The organism is Aeromonas veronii bv. veronii (assembly GCF_000820225.1).
Classification (GTDB): Bacteria; Pseudomonadota; Gammaproteobacteria; order Enterobacterales; family Aeromonadaceae; genus Aeromonas; species Aeromonas veronii.
The window spans coordinates 312451-329883 of sequence record NZ_CDDK01000031.1; the positions used below are offsets into that span (position 1 = coordinate 312451).

At 62.0% G+C, this 17433-nt stretch carries 16 protein-coding genes; 5 read left to right on the forward strand and 11 right to left on the reverse strand.

Annotated features, from left to right (window positions below; genetic code table 11):
* Window positions 1–25: 25 nt before the first annotated feature.
* The 9 genes from BN1139_RS14085 to glyA all read right to left on the reverse strand — a co-directional run bounded on the left by BN1139_RS14085 (window position 26) and on the right by glyA (window position 7766).
* A complete protein-coding gene (locus BN1139_RS14085) occupies window positions 26–520 on the reverse strand; it encodes a phosphatidylglycerophosphatase A family protein (RefSeq protein WP_005349509.1) in 495 nt (164 codons plus the stop codon).
* On the reverse strand, window positions 517–1476 hold the full coding sequence (gene thiL, locus BN1139_RS14090) for a thiamine-phosphate kinase (RefSeq protein ID WP_026034998.1): 960 nt from the start codon (window positions 1474–1476) through the stop codon (window positions 517–519). The genes BN1139_RS14085 and thiL overlap by 4 nt, the downstream gene beginning before the upstream one ends.
* A gap of 57 nt (window positions 1477–1533) precedes the next feature.
* Window positions 1534–1947: a transcription antitermination factor NusB gene (gene nusB / locus BN1139_RS14095; RefSeq protein WP_005343514.1), complete on the reverse strand. Its 414-nt coding sequence runs from the start codon at window positions 1945–1947 to the stop codon at window positions 1534–1536.
* A 14-nt stretch (window positions 1948–1961) separates the two neighbouring features.
* On the reverse strand, window positions 1962–2432 hold the full coding sequence (gene ribH, locus BN1139_RS14100) for a 6,7-dimethyl-8-ribityllumazine synthase (RefSeq protein ID WP_005338866.1): 471 nt from the start codon (window positions 2430–2432) through the stop codon (window positions 1962–1964).
* A gap of 203 nt (window positions 2433–2635) precedes the next feature.
* Entirely contained in the window at window positions 2636–3745 is a 1110-nt protein-coding gene (gene ribBA / locus BN1139_RS14105; protein ID WP_005349508.1) for a bifunctional 3,4-dihydroxy-2-butanone-4-phosphate synthase/GTP cyclohydrolase II, read from the reverse strand.
* Between the two features lie 149 nt (window positions 3746–3894).
* Window positions 3895–4548, reverse strand: a complete 654-nt coding sequence (locus BN1139_RS14110) for a riboflavin synthase (protein WP_005349507.1) — start codon at window positions 4546–4548, stop codon at window positions 3895–3897.
* A 55-nt stretch (window positions 4549–4603) separates the two neighbouring features.
* The gene (gene ribD / locus BN1139_RS14115; RefSeq protein WP_005349506.1) at window positions 4604–5713 is read right to left on the reverse strand and encodes a bifunctional diaminohydroxyphosphoribosylaminopyrimidine deaminase/5-amino-6-(5-phosphoribosylamino)uracil reductase RibD; all 1110 of its coding nucleotides are present in this window, start codon (window positions 5711–5713) and stop codon (window positions 4604–4606) included.
* Between the two features lie 199 nt (window positions 5714–5912).
* The gene (gene nrdR, locus BN1139_RS14120; RefSeq protein ID WP_005338880.1) at window positions 5913–6362 is read right to left on the reverse strand and encodes a transcriptional regulator NrdR; all 450 of its coding nucleotides are present in this window, start codon (window positions 6360–6362) and stop codon (window positions 5913–5915) included.
* 150 nt (window positions 6363–6512) lie between these two features.
* A complete protein-coding gene (gene glyA, locus BN1139_RS14125; protein ID WP_005338884.1) occupies window positions 6513–7766 on the reverse strand; it encodes a serine hydroxymethyltransferase in 1254 nt (417 codons plus the stop codon).
* 324 nt (window positions 7767–8090) lie between these two features.
* On the opposite strand from glyA, the gene BN1139_RS14130 reads away from it, so the two are divergent.
* Window positions 8091–8375, forward strand: a complete 285-nt coding sequence (locus BN1139_RS14130; protein ID WP_005349505.1) for a hypothetical protein — start codon at window positions 8091–8093, stop codon at window positions 8373–8375.
* A gap of 48 nt (window positions 8376–8423) precedes the next feature.
* Here the strand turns inward: BN1139_RS14130 and torS are convergent, their stop codons facing one another.
* Window positions 8424–11249, reverse strand: a complete 2826-nt coding sequence (torS, locus tag BN1139_RS14135) for a TMAO reductase system sensor histidine kinase/response regulator TorS (protein WP_005349504.1) — start codon at window positions 11247–11249, stop codon at window positions 8424–8426.
* 70 nt (window positions 11250–11319) lie between these two features.
* Here torS and torT point away from each other — a divergent pair, with 70 nt between their 5' ends.
* Both torT and BN1139_RS14145 read left to right on the forward strand, forming a co-directional pair.
* The gene (gene torT / locus BN1139_RS14140) at window positions 11320–12366 is read left to right on the forward strand and encodes a TMAO reductase system periplasmic protein TorT (RefSeq protein WP_005349503.1); all 1047 of its coding nucleotides are present in this window, start codon (window positions 11320–11322) and stop codon (window positions 12364–12366) included.
* Between the two features lie 37 nt (window positions 12367–12403).
* A complete protein-coding gene (locus BN1139_RS14145) occupies window positions 12404–12808 on the forward strand; it encodes a GFA family protein (protein ID WP_005349499.1) in 405 nt (134 codons plus the stop codon).
* Window positions 12809–12844: 36 nt separating this feature from the next.
* On the opposite strand, the gene torR is transcribed toward BN1139_RS14145, so the two are convergent.
* On the reverse strand, window positions 12845–13558 hold the full coding sequence (gene torR / locus BN1139_RS14150) for a two-component system response regulator TorR (protein ID WP_005349498.1): 714 nt from the start codon (window positions 13556–13558) through the stop codon (window positions 12845–12847).
* A 145-nt stretch (window positions 13559–13703) separates the two neighbouring features.
* Here torR and torC point away from each other — a divergent pair, with 145 nt between their 5' ends.
* Both torC and torA read left to right on the forward strand, forming a co-directional pair.
* The gene (gene torC / locus BN1139_RS14155) at window positions 13704–14870 is read left to right on the forward strand and encodes a pentaheme c-type cytochrome TorC (RefSeq protein ID WP_005349495.1); all 1167 of its coding nucleotides are present in this window, start codon (window positions 13704–13706) and stop codon (window positions 14868–14870) included.
* 27 nt (window positions 14871–14897) lie between these two features.
* Window positions 14898–17390, forward strand: a complete 2493-nt coding sequence (torA, locus tag BN1139_RS14160) for a trimethylamine-N-oxide reductase TorA (protein ID WP_005349494.1) — start codon at window positions 14898–14900, stop codon at window positions 17388–17390.
* Window positions 17391–17433 lie beyond the last annotated feature (43 nt).

The window sequence follows — 17433 nt, forward strand, 5'->3', positions numbered from 1 at the left end:
ACGGTCATCCCCCGGAAGATGGCTCTCAACCGAGCCAGAATGCCAGTAATTGCATACAAAACAGGGCGAACAGGCCGGCGATCAGATCGTCCAGCATGATGCCCAGGCCACCGTGGATCCGGCGATCAAACCAGGAGATGGGCCAGGGCTTGAGCACATCAAACAACCTGAACAGCGCGAATCCCGCCACCACCCACTCCCAACCGGCTGGCGCGGCGATCATGGTGACGCCAAAACCGATCACCTCGTCCCAGACGATGGCGCCGTGATCCGGCATGCCGATGGCATCGGTGGCGCTCTGGCAGATACGGATCCCCACAACAAAACCCACCGCCAGCAAGGCGATAAACCAGTGGGTCGGCAGCCCGCTCACCAGCAGGTAGAGCGGAATGGCCGCCAGGGTGCCCATGGTGCCCGGCGCCTTGGGGCTGAGACCGGAACCAAACCCCACCGCCAAAAAATGAAGCGGATTTTTCAGATCCAGTCGTGTCAGCTCGGGCTTTATCCTGAACAAACTCATGCGAAGTGATCCCACCCTTTCAGTTGCAACTCGACCGCCTGGTCGCCACGCAGGTAGTCGATGCCCGGCTCGCCCGCCACGATGCGGCCGATGCGGCTGAACTTGACCCCGCTGTGGGCCAGCGCCGTATCGAGCGCGCCGCGGTGCTCCTCCGGTACGGTGAAGCAAAGCTCGTAGTCATCGCCACCGGCCAGCGCCAGTTGCCACGCCTCCTGCTCGCTCACCGCATCCTGCAGCACCGGCGAGAGCGGCAGCAGATCGAGATCGATCTGGGCCCGCACGCCGGAGGCCTTGAGGATATGGCCGAGATCCGATGCCAGCCCATCGGAGAGATCCAGCGCACTGCCCGCCAGTCCGCGCAGGGCCTGACCGGCCAGAATCCGGGGATGGGGGTGGTCGAGCCGTGGCAGCACAGCTGCCAGCTGGTTCTCGTTGAGAGTGCGTTTGCCCAGCAGATGGGAGAGCGCCAGCGCGGCATCTCCCAGAGTGCCGGTCACATAGATGCCGTCACCGGCTTTGGCACCGCTTCGCATCAGGGCACGTCCGGCAGGCACCGACCCCTTCACCGAAATGGTGATAGAGAGGGGCCCGCGGGTCATATCCCCGCCCACCAGCGCGACGTTGTAATACTCGGCCAGTTCCAGAAACCCTTCGGCAAACCCGGCAACCCAACCTTCGTTGATGGCAGGCAGGGTCAGCGCCAGCGACACCCAGCGCGGCTCGGCCCCCATGGCGGCGAGATCGGAGAGATTGACCGCCAGCGCCTTGTAGCCGAGATCCACCGGATCCATGTCGGGAAAGAAGTGTACGCCGCTCACCAGAGTGTCGGTGCTCACCGCCAGTTGGGTATCGGGGGGCAGGGTCAGCAGGGCACAGTCATCTCCAGGGCCCATCACCACGTCCTTGCGGGCGTGGGGGACCTTGAAGTACTTATCAATCAGCTCAAATTCACCCATACAGTAAAAAGCCAGCAATAAGCTGGCTCCTCTCTTAGATGCTGACGGACAGCAGGATCAACGCTTGTTCAGCGACTTGATCACCTTGTCCAGTACACCGTTGACAAACTTGTGGCTGTCATCGGCAGCAAAAGCTTTGGCCAGCTCGATCGCTTCGTTGATGACCACGCGCGGCGGTACATCATCACGACGGGTCAGCTCGTAGGTCGCCAGACGCAGGATCGCCTTGTCCACCATGTCCACTTCTTCCAGCGGACGGGAGAGGAAAGGTGCAAACACCTTGTCCAGCTCGCTGCAGTGGAGGGCTACCCCGAACAGCAGATCGCGGAAATAGTTCAGGTCTACACCCTTGGTGTCCTGATCGATCTTGAACTGCTCTTCGATGTCACCCACGTTAGCCTTGGTCATCTGCCACTGGTAGATGGCCTGGGTGGCGCAATGGCGGGCTTTACGGCGCTCAGACGGTTTCAATGTACTTCTCCTCGTTACACGTCCAGTTCTTTCAGGACGTTGATCATTTCGAGCGCTGCCAGTGCAGCCTCTGCACCCTTGTTACCCGCCTTGGTACCTGCACGCTCGATGGCTTGTTCAATGTTTTCAGTGGTCAGCACACCGAAGGCAACGGGAATTTCATATTCCATCATTACCTGGGCCATGCCCTTGCTGTTCTCGTTTGCCACCAGGTCGAAGTGATAGGTGCCGCCACGGATGACAGTACCGACCGCCACGATGGCGTCGTATTGACCACTCTTGGCCAGCTTCTTGATGACCAATGGCATTTCAACCGCGCCCGGCACTTTTACCAGTGTCAGGTTGCTGTCCTGCACTTGACCTTGACGCTTCAGTACGTCCACCGCGCCGTTCACCAGACTGTCGTTGATGAAGCTGTTGAAACGGGCAACAACAATAGCAACGCGCGCCTCAGGAGCGGCGATATTTCCTTCGATAACCTTCATTGGAAATCCTGTATCTGTGCAATCAAAAGGGCCGGAGTCAAAAGTGCGCACATTCTAGCACAACAGACCCACGACAAAAACCATGGCCGCAATAGACGGCCATGATCGCGATTTAACCAGTCCGGCGCGCTTACTCGCCGGTAAATTCCACGACTTCCAGACCGAAACCACCCGGAAGGGAATGGTACTTCTCTGGTGGAACTTTACTCGCCGATGTACTCAACCACTTCCAGACCGAAACCACCGAGGGCATGGTACTTCTTCGGCGAGCTCAACAGGCGCATCTTGCTCACGCCGAGCGCCTTGAGGATCTGGGAGCCCACGCCAACCCGGCGCGAGGTGCCCTGCCACTTGGCTCCTTCCGGTGCTAGCCCCTTGTCGGCGGCTTCAAAACCCTTGACCCTAGCCAGCAGCTCGGCGCCATGGGATTCCGCCCCCAAAATCACCAGCACGCCGCCTTCGTCAGCAATGCGGGCCATGGATTTGGGCAGCGGCCAGCTGCGGGCGGCGTGGCGGTCGGTCAGCAGTAGATCGCTCAGCACATCGTGCAGATGGACGCGCACCAGAGTCGGCTGATCGGCCTGTACCTCACCCTTTTTCAGGGCGAAGTGAACCTGATTGTCGATGGTATCGCGGAAGGTGATGAGGTCGAACTCGCCAAACTCGGTGGGCAGCTTGCACTCGGCCACCTTCTCGACCGTGGTCTCGTGCTGGTTGCGGTACTCGATAAGGTCGGCGATGGTGCCAAGCTTGATGCCATGCTCCTCGGCAAAGATCTCCAAGTCAGGACGGCGCGCCATGGTGCCATCTTCGTTAAGGATCTCGACGATGACGGCGGCAGGCTCGAAACCGGCCAGACGGGCCAGATCGCAACCGGCTTCGGTGTGGCCGGCACGGGTCAGCACACCGCCATCCTGCGCCATCAGCGGGAAGATGTGGCCCGGCTGCACCAGATCGGCCGCCTTGGCATTGGCCGCCACAGCCGCCTGCACGGTCACCGCACGATCGGCAGCTGAGATACCTGTGGTCACCCCTTCTGCCGCCTCGATGGAGACGGTAAAGGCGGTGGAGAACTGGGCATTGTTGCGATCCACCATCAGCGGCAGCGCCAATTGCTTGCAGCGATCCCGGGTCAGAGTCAGGCAGATGAGGCCACGGCCGTAGCGGGCCATGAAGTTGATATCCTCCGGACGGACGCAGGAGGCGGCCATGATGAGGTCCCCTTCGTTCTCCCTGTCCTCGTCATCCATCAGGATCACCATCTTGCCAGCCTTGATGTCGGCAATGATTTCCTGGGTTGTGCTCAGCGCCATGGGCTACTCCATCAGTGTGCTTGGGGGTTGAGCCAGCAGGCTCAACGCAAATGCGAGTGTATGTTGCTCTAGATTGGGGCTCGCGGCTCCATTTCAATCAGAGCGGGATCACAGAAAATCGTTTTGGGGGCCAGATTCAGCGCTCACCGTCAGAGAAAACCAGCCTTGGCCAGCGTCTCCATGGTCAGGGTCGAGGCGCTGCTCTCCTGACTTTTCCCCATCATCAGCCGCTCCAGATAGCGGGCGATCTGATCCACCTCGAGGTTGACCTTGTGGCCCGGCTTCCAGCTGGCGATGGTGGTCTCCTGGGCGGTGTGGGGCACGATCGTCAGGCGGAAAAGGTCCCCCTGCACCGCGTTGACGGTGAGGCTGATGCCATCCACCGCAATGGAGCCTTTCTCGGCGATATAGCGGGAGAGCTCGCCCGGCGCCTTGATCCAGTACTCGATAGCGCGGCCGCTGCTGGAGACACTTTTCACTTCCCCTACCCCGTCCACATGGCCGGAGACCAGATGGCCGCCGAGGCGGGAGGTGGGCATCAGCGCCTTCTCGAGGTTGACCCGATCGCCCACTCTGGCGGCGGCAAAGCCGGTACGGGAGAGGGTTTCCAGCGACACGTCGGCGGTATAGCTCTTGTCGCCGAGCGCCACGACGGTGAGGCAGACGCCGTTGGTGGCAATGGAGTCGCCCAGCTTGACGTCGCTAAAATCCAGACCTGGTGCGTGGACGGTGAGAGCCATGTCATCGCCCTGACGGCGCAGCTCGGCCAGGGTTCCCACCGCTTCGATAATTCCGGTAAACATGCAGATCACCTTGCTGATGACGGGGGCTGATTATGCCCCCTTGAACATTGATAAATCAGGCTATTTTGGCGGTAATGCGAATATCCTGCCCCACCATGCGCACATCCTTGATGGCGAGCTTGGGCGCCTGGAACAGCCGGGTCAGGCCGGGCAGATGGAACAGGCCACGCCCCTCGTCACCCATCAATTTTGGAGCCTGATAGAGCACCAGCTCATCCACCAGCCCTTTTTCCAGCAGAGCGCCGCACAGCCGCGGGCCCGCCTCGACCAGCACCGAGTTGACGTTCTGTTTGGCCAGCAGCATGAAGAGGCTGACCAGATCCAGCTTGCCATCCAGCAGCGGCAGCTCCAACTGCTGCACCCACTCGGGCCACTCGCCGGACGCCTTGTGACGGGCCAGCAGCACCGGGCTCTCGTTCTGGAACAGCGGCAGCTCTGGGGTAAGCCGGTTTTGCGAATCGACGATGACCCGCAGCGGCTGGCGCAGGGTCTCCTTGGGATAACTTACCTTGACCGAGGGGGGCAGCTCGTCCCAGCGCACGGTCAGGGAGGCACCATCGGCCAGCACGGTTTCAGCGCTGGAGAGCACCGCATCGTGACGGGCCCGCAGCCGCTGCACGTCGCGGCGTGCATCCGGGGAGGTGATCCACTGGCTCTCGCCGCTCGCCATGGCGGTGCGGCCATCGAGGCTGGCCCCCAGCTTGACGGTCACCCGCGGGAAGGCGGTACGCATCCGCTTGAAAAAGCCCGGGTTGAGCGCTTCGGCTTCGCTCGCCAGCAGGCCGAAATCGGTCTTGATGCCCGCTTCGGAGAGCATACGCAGGCCACGCCCACCCACCTGGGGATTGGGATCGACCATGGCTGCTACCACCCGGGCCACGCCGGCGTTGATCAGCGCCTCGGCGCAGGGGGGAGTACGACCGTGATGGGAGCAGGGTTCGAGGGTCACATAGGCGGTGGCGCCACGGGCGTTGTCACCGGCGGCGCGCAGGGCGTAAACCTCGGCATGGGGCTCGCCCGCCTTCTGATGCCACCCTTCGCCAACCACCACGCCATCTTTGACCAGCACGGCGCCGACGCAGGGGTTGGGGGCCGTGGTGTAGCGGCCGCGGCGGGCCAGTTCGAGGGCCCGACTCATCCATTGGTAATCATCTTGACTAAACATCCGGGCTCCTTTGACAACACGTCTCGGCTTTACGCAGTATCGTAGGTTCGATTAGCGCAGCGTAATCGGACGCGGCAACATGGGTGAGAATGGCGGTTTACTTCTCCAGCTTGGCGATCTCTTCGCCGAACTCGCGAATATCTTCGTGTCCTGAGGTAGAGAGGGGCGAAGCGGATATCCACTTGCCCATCCGATACCATCATTTCTCCAATTTGGCGATCTCTTCACCGAACTCGCGAATATCTTCGAAGCTGCGATAGACGGAGGCAAAGCGAATATAGGCCACCTTGTCCAGACTCTTGAGCTCATCCATCACCAGATTGCCCACCAGCTCGGAGGCGACTTCGCGCTCGCCGGTGGCACGCAGGCGGGATTTGATATGGTTGACCGCCTTTTCGATGGCCTCCATGCTCACCGGCCGCTTCTCCAGCGCCCGCAGGATGCCGGCGCGCAGCTTGTCTTCGTTGAACGGCTCGCGGGAGCCGTTGGACTTGATGACGCGGGGCATCACCAGCTCGGCCATCTCGAAGGTGGTAAAACGCTCGTGACAGAGCAGACACTCACGACGGCGGCGCACCTGATGGCCTTCTGCCACCAGACGGGAATCGATCACCTTGGTATCAACCGCACTACAGAATGGGCAATGCATCGGACCTCCGGCGTTAATGGAATAGGGACCGGCCCGGCGGGCCAGGATCTAGGTCGGCCAGTGTAGCACGGCCATCCAAAACCGGTAAAAGCCAGAAAAAACAATGCCACCCGCAGGTGGCATTGGTCTCAAAGCGAACGGTCTGACTTATCAGCCATAAACTGGGAAGCGGCGGCAGATATCCAGCACCTTCTCGCGTACGGTGGCCAGCACGGCATCGTTGTCGTGGTTGTCCAGTACGTCGCAGATCCAGTGGGTCAGCTCGATGGACTCGGCTTCCTTGAAACCGCGGCGGGTGATGGCCGGGGTACCGATCCGCACACCGGAGGTGACGAACGGGGAGCGCGGGTCGTTGGGCACGGAGTTCTTGTTGACTGTGATGTTGGCTTTGCCCAGCGCAGCGTCAGCATCCTTACCGGTCAGCTCGCGGCCGATCAGATCAACCAGCATCAGGTGGTTGTCGGTACCGCCGGAGACGATCTTGTAACCGCGCTCGATAAAGGTGGCGGCCATCGCCTTGGCGTTTTTCACGACCTGAGCCTGATAGGTCTTGAACTCCGGCTCCAGCGCCTCTTTGAAGGCAACGGCTTTACCGGCGATGACGTGCATCAGCGGGCCACCCTGACCACCCGGGAAGACGGCAGAGTTGAGCTTCTTGTAGAGCTCCTCGTCGTCAGCGGCGGAGAGGATCAGACCACCGCGCGGACCGGCCAGGGTCTTGTGGGTGGTGGAGGTGACCACGTGAGCGTGGGGCACCGGGTTCGGGTAGACGCCAGCGGCAATCAGACCAGCCACGTGGGCCATGTCGACGAACAGGTAGGCACCGACCTTGTCGGCGATTTCGCGCATGCGGGCCCAGTCAACGATGCCGGAGTAGGCAGAGAAGCCACCGATCATCATCTTCGGCTTGTGCTCGACAGCCTGACGTTCCATGTCGTCGTAATCGATCTTGCCGGACTCATCGATACCATAAGGCACGATGTTGTAAAGCTTGCCGGAGAAGTTGACCGGGGAGCCGTGGGTCAGGTGACCGCCGTGGGCCAGGTTCATGCCCAGTACGGTGTCGCCCGGCTGCAGCAGAGCCATGTAAACGGCGCTGTTGGCCTGGGAGCCGGAGTGCGGCTGCACGTTGGCGTAAGTGGCACCGAACAGCTCTTTGGCGCGCTCGATAGCCAGGGTTTCGACCACATCCACATACTCGCAACCACCGTAGTAACGCTTGGAGGGGTAACCTTCAGCGTACTTGTTGGTCAGCTGGGAGCCCTGGGCTTCCATGACACGGGGGCTGGTGTAGTTCTCAGACGCAATCAGCTCGATATGCTCTTCCTGACGACGGGTTTCGTCTGTGATGGCCTGCCACAATTGCGGATCATAATTGGCGATGGTCATGTCACGTTTCAACATCCGTTTCTCTCCTGAAAATCGTTTGCGCGTTAGGTGAAGTGGGCGCGGGCATTGTAACGTGAGCTGGATCAAAGAGACAGTCCAACCACCTAAAAAAATGTTGAATTTATGTTGTAAAAAGCAAGATTCCCTCCCCGTTCAATATCCTGGCCGCTCCGCCAAACGGCACATTTTTCATCCCGCTGCGGGCGGGCAAAACCCGAAGGGGATCACAACGCCCTCTTTATCCATCCTGTAACATATTCATTCGAAACAAATTTAATGATGATGGAGCTGATTGCAGCCATGCATCCGAGGGGCTGCACCTAACCGGAGGAGTTCAAGATGGACCATCTGCTGACATTCGTGATCCTGGCTGTCTTTTTTCTGTTCTACTGGGTCTATTACACCAGCCAACGCAAACATCTCCCCACCACCTCGTGGGAGCAGCTCCCCACCAAAGCCGAATATCTGGCGACCCACCCTGAATCAGTCGATGGCGACATCATCTTCTGTTATCACTGCGGCCACCACGAGTTGCTGGAGCTAGGCATGGTGCACCTGACCGATTTTCGCCGGGAATGGGTCTGCGCCAAGTGCAAGCAGGTGCTGTTTCGCGAAATAGAATAACGGCGCAGGAACTGGCCCCCTCTGAACGTTGTGCATCGCCAGCAGGGATCAGAACGGCGAATCCCTGTTGGCCGCCAGCCACTGCTGCAACCCGCTCACCGCCGCGTCAAATTGCCCGCCGATTGCCGCAGGCTCCCCGCCTCCCGCCTCAAGAGCCGCACAGTGGCTGGCAAATTCGGTCAACCCCAGCGCCAGCGCACTTCCCTTGAGCTTGTGCGCCAGCTGACGTTGCTCTTTCCCCTCACCCTGAGCCAACTTATCTACCAACACCCGCCCTTGCGACTCAAACAGCGCGACCAGCTGGCGGATCCGCGCCATGCCGAGCAGGGGCAGATCGGCATCCAGCACCGGATTGGCCCACTCGGGGTGGTTAGTTGGGGGCACGGCTACTGATAACGGCACCCGCGGCTCGATAGAGGTTCCTTCTTGCCGAAACAGCTGATCGATAGCGTTCGCCAGCACCGCCAGCCGTACCGGCTTGCCGACAAAATCGACAAAGCCGGCGGCAAGGCAGTGGCGGATATCCTCCGGATACATCTGGGCCGAGATGGCGATGGCGGGCAGCGGCCGTTCATGCATCTCCTCGCTGATGGCGGCCAGATCCTCGCGCAGGCTCATACCGTCCATATCGGGCAGATTGATATCGAGCAGCGCCAGCTCGAAGGGGCGCTCGGTCACCAGCGCCAGCGCGCTGCGACCATCCTCCGCCAGGGTGACGCGATGGCCGAGGCGGGTCAGCATGCCGTGCGCCACCAGCCGGTTGATCTCGTTATCCTCCACCAGCAGGATGTCGCGGGATTGGCCAAGGTGCAGCGGCTGCGCCTCGGCGGGCAGTTGGGCGCTCGAGCGTTGCAAGGGCAGGCTGAAGCTGAATTCACACCCCTTGCCCGGTTCGCTGGCAAGGATAAGCTCGCCCCCCATGGCGGTCACCAGCTTGCGGCTGATCGCCAGTCCCAGCCCGGTGCCGCCCTGATGGCCTATATCACGCTTGCGCTGGCGAAATGCCTCGAACACCGCCTCCTGCTCATCGGCCGGAATGCCGGGGCCGGTATCGCGTACCACAAACCGGATGCAGGGCTCGGCGCAAGGGCCGTGACAGACAAGGGGCGCCACCGTCAGGGTAATCTGGCCACGGGCGGTAAACTTGACTGCATTGCCGAGCAAGTTGCCGAGTACCTGGCGCAGCTTGCCCAGATCCCCCTCGACCACAGGCGCCAGCCAGGGCGCATACTCCAGTGCCAGGGTGACCCCCTTGGCCTCTGCCTTTGGCCGGAACAGCGCGCCCAGCTCATCCACCAGCTGGAACAGGGGGAAGGGTTCGCGGCGCGCCTCCACATGGCCCGCCTCGATCTTGGAGTAGTCGAGAATGTCGTTGAGGATCTCCAGCAGGGATTCGCCACTGTGCTCGATGGCGGCCAGATAGCGCTGCTGGGTATCGCTGAGGTGGGTATCTTCCAGCAGCGTCAGACCGCCCAGAATGCCGTTCATGGGGGTGCGGATCTCGTGACTCATGGTGGCGAGAAACACCGACTTGGCCCGGTTGGCCTGTTCTGCCTCGGCGCGGGCCTGCCGCTGCTTCTCCACCTCCTCATTGAGCCGCTCGTTGGCGTGGCTGAGCTGGCCGGTGCGCTCCTCGACCCGCGACTCCAGCTCTCGCTGATAGCGGCCCAGCTCTACCGCATTGTCACGAAACACCTGCAGGGCCCGCCCCAACTCCGCCAGCTCATCGCGCCCGGTACTGGCGATCGGTTCAAGGGGGGCCAGATCCCCGCGCGCCAACCGGCTCATCCCCGCCACCGCCCGTTGCAGCGGCCAGACGATCCGGCCGTAGACCATGCGCCACATCAGCAGCATCAGCAGTAGCAGGGTGAGCAGGCCAATGGCCATCAACGCCTGCTCCAGCAGCCTGAGGCGCTGGCTTAGCGCCTGCTGGCTCTGCCCCAGCGAATCGCGGGCACGGCTGACCAGCTCACCGACCTGCTGGTTGAGGCTGCTCATCAGGGCCTCATTGGCATTGGCCAGCACCCGCAGCGCCTCCCCCTTGCCGAGCCAGTCGCTGCGCAGTTGCACCAGCTTGTCGCTCTGCGCCAGCACGGTCAGCGCCTGTTCCACCGCCTGCCGGCGGGCAGGATCGGTCACAGCCCCGGCTCGCAGTTGCAAGATGGCCAACTCCCGCTGCCCCTCTTGCAATAACGTTTGCAACTGTTCCTGCCGTTCGCTGCGCCACATCTCCTCGATGCGCTGCTGCTGCATCAGGGTGCGATGACGCAGCTCGGTCATCTGCTCCAGCCAGTCGAGATCCTGCTCCAGCAGGCGGTCCAGCGTCCGGGTCGCCTGCGCACCTTGCTGTTGGTAGAGGGAACCCAATCCCGCCACCATCACGGTTTCGGCGTTCTCCATCTGGCTGCGCGCCAGCTCGGCGATCTGTCCGGCCGCCGCCACCAGACGGGCCCGCTGCGCCTCCCCCTGCGCCATCAGGGTCAACCTTTCCCCCACCAGCCAGCCCTGCTGGCCCAGATTGCCGATGATGCTCTGACTGAGCTGATCGAGGCTTGTTGAACCCTGCCCACGGCCAAGTTGCGCCAACACCTGTTGCAGCTGTTGCCCCTGCAGAGTGAGCAAGCGTCCCTGATGCTCCCGCTCCTGCTCGCTGGTTGCGGTGGCCAGCAGCCGCGACGCGCTCTGGATCTCGCCGCTGAGGCGAGAGAGCGTGCGGGCCAGCTCCTGATCGGCCAACGTCTGCTGCACCCCTTGCTCCAGCTGGCGCAGATGGCTAAGCCCCACCCAGCCCAGCAGGGAGGCACTCAGGGTCAACAACGCCATCAGGGAGAAGGCCAGCAGCAACTTGCCACCCAGGCCGGAAAAGATTCTCACGGGAAGTCCCTTGGTTGTGGTCGGCATTGACCGGATAATATGGCCCAACACTTTAACAAAACCCCTGACCATGCGAAGCGTCTATCTCTCCCCGTTGTTGCTGATCTGGTTGCTAATGCTTCCCCGCGCCGCCCTCGCCTTTGCGGTCGATATCTGGCCCGGCGGCGAATTCAGCGGCCAGCCGCTGCGCCAGCAGTGGCCGGAGCCCGCTGCCGCAACCAAACCGCTGACCCTCTGTGCCCTCTACCCCCATCTGCGCGACGCCTACTGGCTTTCGGTCAATCAGGGCATGGTTGACGAGGCGAAGCGGCTGGGAGTCAAGTTGCAGATCCACGAAGCGGGGGGGTACGGCGCCCTCGCCGAGCAGCGCCAGCAGTTGCAACGCTGCGTGCAGGAAGGGAGCGATGCCATCTTGCTCGGCGCGGTGAGCTATCAGGGCCTGCGCGAGGCCATCAAGGCCACGCCGCTGCCGCTCTTTGGACTGGTCAACGATCTGCCCAACGGTCTGGTGCAGGCCAAGGTTGGGGTCTCCTGGTACCAGATGGGCTGGCAGATTGGCCACTGGCTGGCGCAGCGCCACCCCGCCGGCAGCAAGCCGGTCTCGGTCGCCCTCTTCCCCGGCCCGCAGGCGAGTGGCGGCAACAACTTCGTAGAGCCGGGCTTTGCCGATGCCATCAAGGGGAGCGCCATCAAGCTGGTCAGCACCGAGCGCGGCGACAACAGCCGGGAAATCCAGCGCACGCTGGTGCAGCAAACTCTGGCCCGCTATCCCGACCTCGACTATCTGGTGGGGGGCGCCATCGCCGCCGAAGTAGCGGTCAACGAGCTGGCGCAGCGCCATCTCGACAGGCCCCAGGTGCTGAGCACCTACTTCAGCCACGGGGTACAGCGGGGACTGCGCCGGGGCAAGATCCTCGCCGCCAACAGCGATCAGATGCGGCTGCAGGGGCGCCTTGCGGTCGCTCAGGCTGTCTGCCTGCTGCAACACCCTGATGCCAATGCCGAGCAGTGCCCTCGGGTGATGGGGCCACCCATTCTGACGCTGTCTGCGCCACTGGCCGACCCCGCCGATTCCCTCTCGGATGGCGCTTTTCGTCCCGTCTATCGGGTCGAATAGCCGTTCCAAATCCGATTAGCACACTCAAGGAGAAGAGATGAAAGAGTTACATGCCAGCTGCCTGTGCGGCGCCGTCGCCCTGACCCTGCCGGATCAGTTCGACTATATGGGGAACTGCCACTGCAGCGAATGCCGCAAGTTTTCAGGGGGAGATTACGCCTCGGTCGGCGGACTGGATGGCAACAAGGTCACCATAGTGAAAGGGGAAGAGGCCATCGCCCGCTACCGGAAATCGGCAGAGACCACCCTGGCCTTCTGTCGTCACTGCGGCTCCAGCCTGTTCAGCCAGAAGAGCAGCAGCGGCAAGATCAACCTACGCCTCGGGGTACTGGACGATGTGCCGAGCCAGCGGCCCGCGTTTCACATCTTTGTCGGCTCCAAGGCGCCCTGGCACCAGATTGGCGACGACTGCCCGCAATTTGATACCCGCCCGCCGGTCTGATACCCGGTCAAACAGGTCAAGGCCACCGCAACGGGGTCAGGAGGCTATCTCGCCGGCAAACAGATAGCCTTCACCATGGACGGTGACAAACAGCTGGGGATCCCGCGGATCCGCTTCCATCTTGCCGCGCAGCCGCCGGATCAACACGTCTATGGTGCGATCGCTCGGGCCATCGCCGCGATGGCTGATGAGGGTCAGGATCCGCTCCCGACTGAGCACCCGCCCGGCATGGGCGACAAAGGCCACCAGCACTTCATATTCGGCCTTGGTCAGACGCACCGGCACTCCGTCCTTGCTGAGCTGGCGGCGGGGAATATCAAAACGCCAGGGGCCAAAGCGCACCGCATCGTCAGCCACCGCAGGCTCGCTCGGCGCGGCGGCCGCCAGCGAGATCCGCCACAGCAGATTCTTGACCCGCACCAGCAGTTCCCTGAGCTCGAACGGCTTGGTGACATAGTCGTCGGCCCCCATCTCGAGGCCGACAATCCGGTCCACCGCATCGCTGCGGCCGGTGACCAGAATGATCCCCACCGTGCTGCGCGCCCGCAGTTCACGGGTCAACAGCAGACCATCTTCCCCCGGCAGATTGATATCCAGCATCACCAGATCGACCGGCTGCTCTGCCAGCACGGCGCGCATCTCCTGGCCGTTTTCGACCGCCGTCACCCGATAGCCCTCCCGCTCGAAATAGCCGGTCAGCTTCTCGCGGGTAACCGCATCATCTTCAACAACCAGAATGTGGTAGCTCATGGGCAGGGTTCACGATGGTCGACAAGGGAGAATTATTCTATTCACATTTTGTCATAAATACCCCTATTTCATTAATTTGTGGCGGCAGCCCTGTTCACAACGCCTCCCTATCATGGCTCCCATCAAAAAAGTGATGTGAGAGAGCATGATGAAAAAACTGTGGCACTTCCTGCGCACCCCCAGCCGTCGCTGGTCGGTACTGGCGCTGCTTCTGGTGGGCGTCGGCGTCACCCTCGCGGGCACCGTCGGCCTGCACTATGGCTTTGAGAAAACCAGCAGCCTCGAATTCTGTATCTCCTGCCACTCCATGAAAGACACCGTCTATCCGGAGTACAAGGAGTCCATCCACTTCAAGAATGCCTCCGGGGTACAGGCGGTCTGTACCGACTGTCATCAGCCGAAGGATTTCGTCGGCAAGGTGGCCCGCAAGATAGAGGCGGCCAACGACCTCTATCAGGAGTACATAGGCCACAGCATCGACACCCAGGAGAAGTTCGAGGACCGGCGCCTGCATCTGGCCGAGAAGGTGTGGGCACGGATGAGCAGCCAGAACTCCAAGACCTGCAAGTCCTGCCACAGCTACGACAACATGGATCACGCCAAGCAGTCCCCGGCGGCTGCGCTGGCGATGAAAGATGCGGCGGCGAAGAACATGAACTGCATCGAGTGCCACAAAGGCATCGCCCACGAACTGCCCAACATGGCGGGCGGCTTCCGGGCCACTTACGCCACTCTGGTCAACGACGCGCAAGAGGCGCCAGCCACCGAGACCCTCTACAACCTGGGTGAAAAAGATCTCTATGCCAGCGAGCAGAGTAGCGAGCCGGTCGGCAAACTGCTGCCCGCCTCCCGTATCGACGTGGTGGACCGCAGCGGCGATCGCCTCAAGGTGACCATCGAAGGGTGGCGCGAGAGCGACGGCAAGGGCCGGGTGCTGAGCGAATACATGGGCAAGCGGGTCTTCGTCGCCACCATCCGTGACGAACTGAAAGCGAGCGAGAAAGTGCTCAAGCAGGAGACCGACAGCGCCACCCATATCAAGTGGGAACAGGTTCAGGTGCAGGCCTGGGTCGATGGCAAGGGCTTTGAGTCCTCGCTCAAGCCAATCTGGGATTACGCCGGCGAGATGTACAAATCCACCTGCAACTCCTGCCACGGCGCGCCGGATCCCGCCCACTTCACTGCCAACGGCTGGATTTCGGGACTCAAGGCGATGTCTGCCTACTATCGCCTGAGCAAGGAAGAGGAGCGCACCCTGCTCAAATACCTGCAAAACCATGCCGCCGATACCGGTGGTCAGGGCAGCCACTAAGTCCGGATTCGAAAGAGGAATAACAAGATGATCAATATTTCCCGTCGTGGTTTTCTGGGTGGCTTGCTGGCCAGCGGTGCCTCTGCCCTGATCGGCCCCTCCCTGCTCGGTCGCGCCGTGATGGCTGCCGAGTCTGGCGACAAGCTGGTGCAGTCCGGCTCCCACTGGGGCGCCTTCCGTGCCCGGGTGGTCGATGGCCGCTGGGTCGAGACCCTGCCGTTCGAGCACGACAAGCACCCCACCGACATGCTCAAGGCCTTGAGTGAAGTGGTCTACAACCCCTCCCGCATCCGCTACCCCATGGTGCGGCTGGACTGGCTGCGCAAGGGCCACCAGTCCGACACCAGCGAACGCGGCCAGAACCGCTTCGTGCGGGTCACCTGGTCTCAGGCGCTGGACTTCTTCTATCACGAGCTGGAGCGGGTGCAGAAAACTTATGGCCCGAGCGCCCTCTATGCCGGTCACTCCGGCTGGCAGTCGGTGGGCAAGTTGCACTCCGCTGGCGCCATGTTGGGGCGTGCCATGAACCTGCACGGCACCTATCTGGCCAAGGCCGGTGACTACTCCACCGGTGCCGCCCAGGTGATCCTGCCCCACGTGGCGGGCGCCATGGAGGTGTATGAACAGCAGACCTCCTGGCCGCTGGTGCTGGAGCACAGCAAAACCATCGTTATCTGGGGCTCTGATCCCATCAAGAACCTGCAGGTGGGCTGGCTGGTGCCGGATCACAGTGTCTACGACTACTGGGCGCAGTTGAAAGAAAAGGTGGCCAAGGGCGAGATCCGGGTGATCAGTGTCGATCCGGTCAAATCCAAGACCCAGAAGTACCTCAACTGCGATCAGGTGACCCTGAATCCGCAGACCGACGTACCGCTGATGCTGGGCATCGCCCACACCCTCTACAGCGAGAAGCGCCACGACGAGGCGTTCCTGAAGAACTACACCACCGGTTTTGACAAGTTCCTGCCCTACCTGCTGGGCACCAGCGATGGTCAGGTGAAGGATGCCGAGTGGGCCGCCACCATCTGTGGCGTCCCTGCCGAGACCATCCGCGAGCTGGCCCGCACCATGAGCAGCGGCCGCACCCAGCTTATCGGCGGCTGGTGCGTGCAGCGTATGCACCACGGCGAGCAGTACGCCTGGATGCTGGTGGTTCTGGCCTCGATGATTGGCCAGATCGGCCTGCCGGGGGGCGGTTACGGCTTTGGCTGGCACTACAACGGAGCGGGCACCATCACCTCCAGCGGCCCCATCATGTCCGGTTTCAGCTCGGTCATTCCCGGGGTCAAGCCGATCCATGACGGCGACTGGAAGGGCTACTCCAAGTACATTCCGGTGGCCCGTTTCGTCGACTGCATCCTCAATCCGGGCAAGCAGATCGCCTTCAACGGCCAGACCATCACCTACCCCCACATGAAGATGGCGGTGTTCTGCGGCAACAACCCGTTCCACCACCAGCAGGATCGCAACAAGATGGTCGCGGCCTGGCGCAAGCTGGAAACCGTGGTCAGCATCGATCACCAGTGGACCGCCAGCTGCCGCTTCGCCGATATCGTGCTGCCCGCCACCACCACCTACGAGCGGGATGACATCGAGCAGTGGGGTTCTCACTCCAATGCGGGCATTCTGGCCATGTACAAGGTGGTGGAGCCGCTGTTCGAGGCACGCGATGACTATGACATCTTCGCCGATCTCTGCCGTCGCTTCGGTCGCGAGGCCGAGTTCACCGGTGGCAAGAGCAAGCTGGAGTGGATCCAGAGCATTTATGACGACGCCCGCCTGCAGGGGCGCGGCATCGGCATTCGTCTGCCCCGTTTCAGCCAGTTCTGGCACGGCGAAGGCTTCGTCACCTTCCCGGCAGGCCAACCCTGGGTGCGCCACGAGTCGTTCCGTCAGGAACCGGATCTGGAACCGCTCGGTACCCCGTCCGGTCTCATAGAGATCTACTCCAAGACCATCGCCGACTACGGCTATGGGGATTGCCCGGGCCACCCGGTCTGGATCGAACCCTACGAGCGCTCTCACGGCGGGCCGGGCAGCAAACAGTACCCGCTGCACCTGCAATCCTGCCACCCGGACAAGCGGCTGCACAGCCAGCTCTGCTCCTCCGACAACTACCGCGCCACCTACACGGTGCAGGGTCGCGAACCTGTCTATATGAATCCGCAGGATGCCAAATCCCGCGGCCTCAAGGACGGCGATCTGGTGCGGGTGTTCAACGGCCGCGGTCAGGTATTGGCTGGTCTGGTGGTGAGCGATGACTACGCCCCCGGCGTGGTGCGCATTCAGGAAGGAGCCTGGTATGGCCCGCAAGAGGGTGGCAAGGTGGGCACTCTCTGTACCTACGGCGATCCCAACGTGCTGACCGCCGACATCGGCTCCTCCAGCCTGGCGCAGGCCACCACGGCCCATACCGCGCTGGTGGAGATCGAGAAGTTCCGCGGACAGGCGCCCGCCGTCACTGCCTTCGGCGCGCCGGAATCGGCCAAGGGCATCGACCCCATGTTCCCGGCACTCTGACCCCAGGGGGACGAAAGCGCCCCCTTGAGTTTCCTTTATTTTT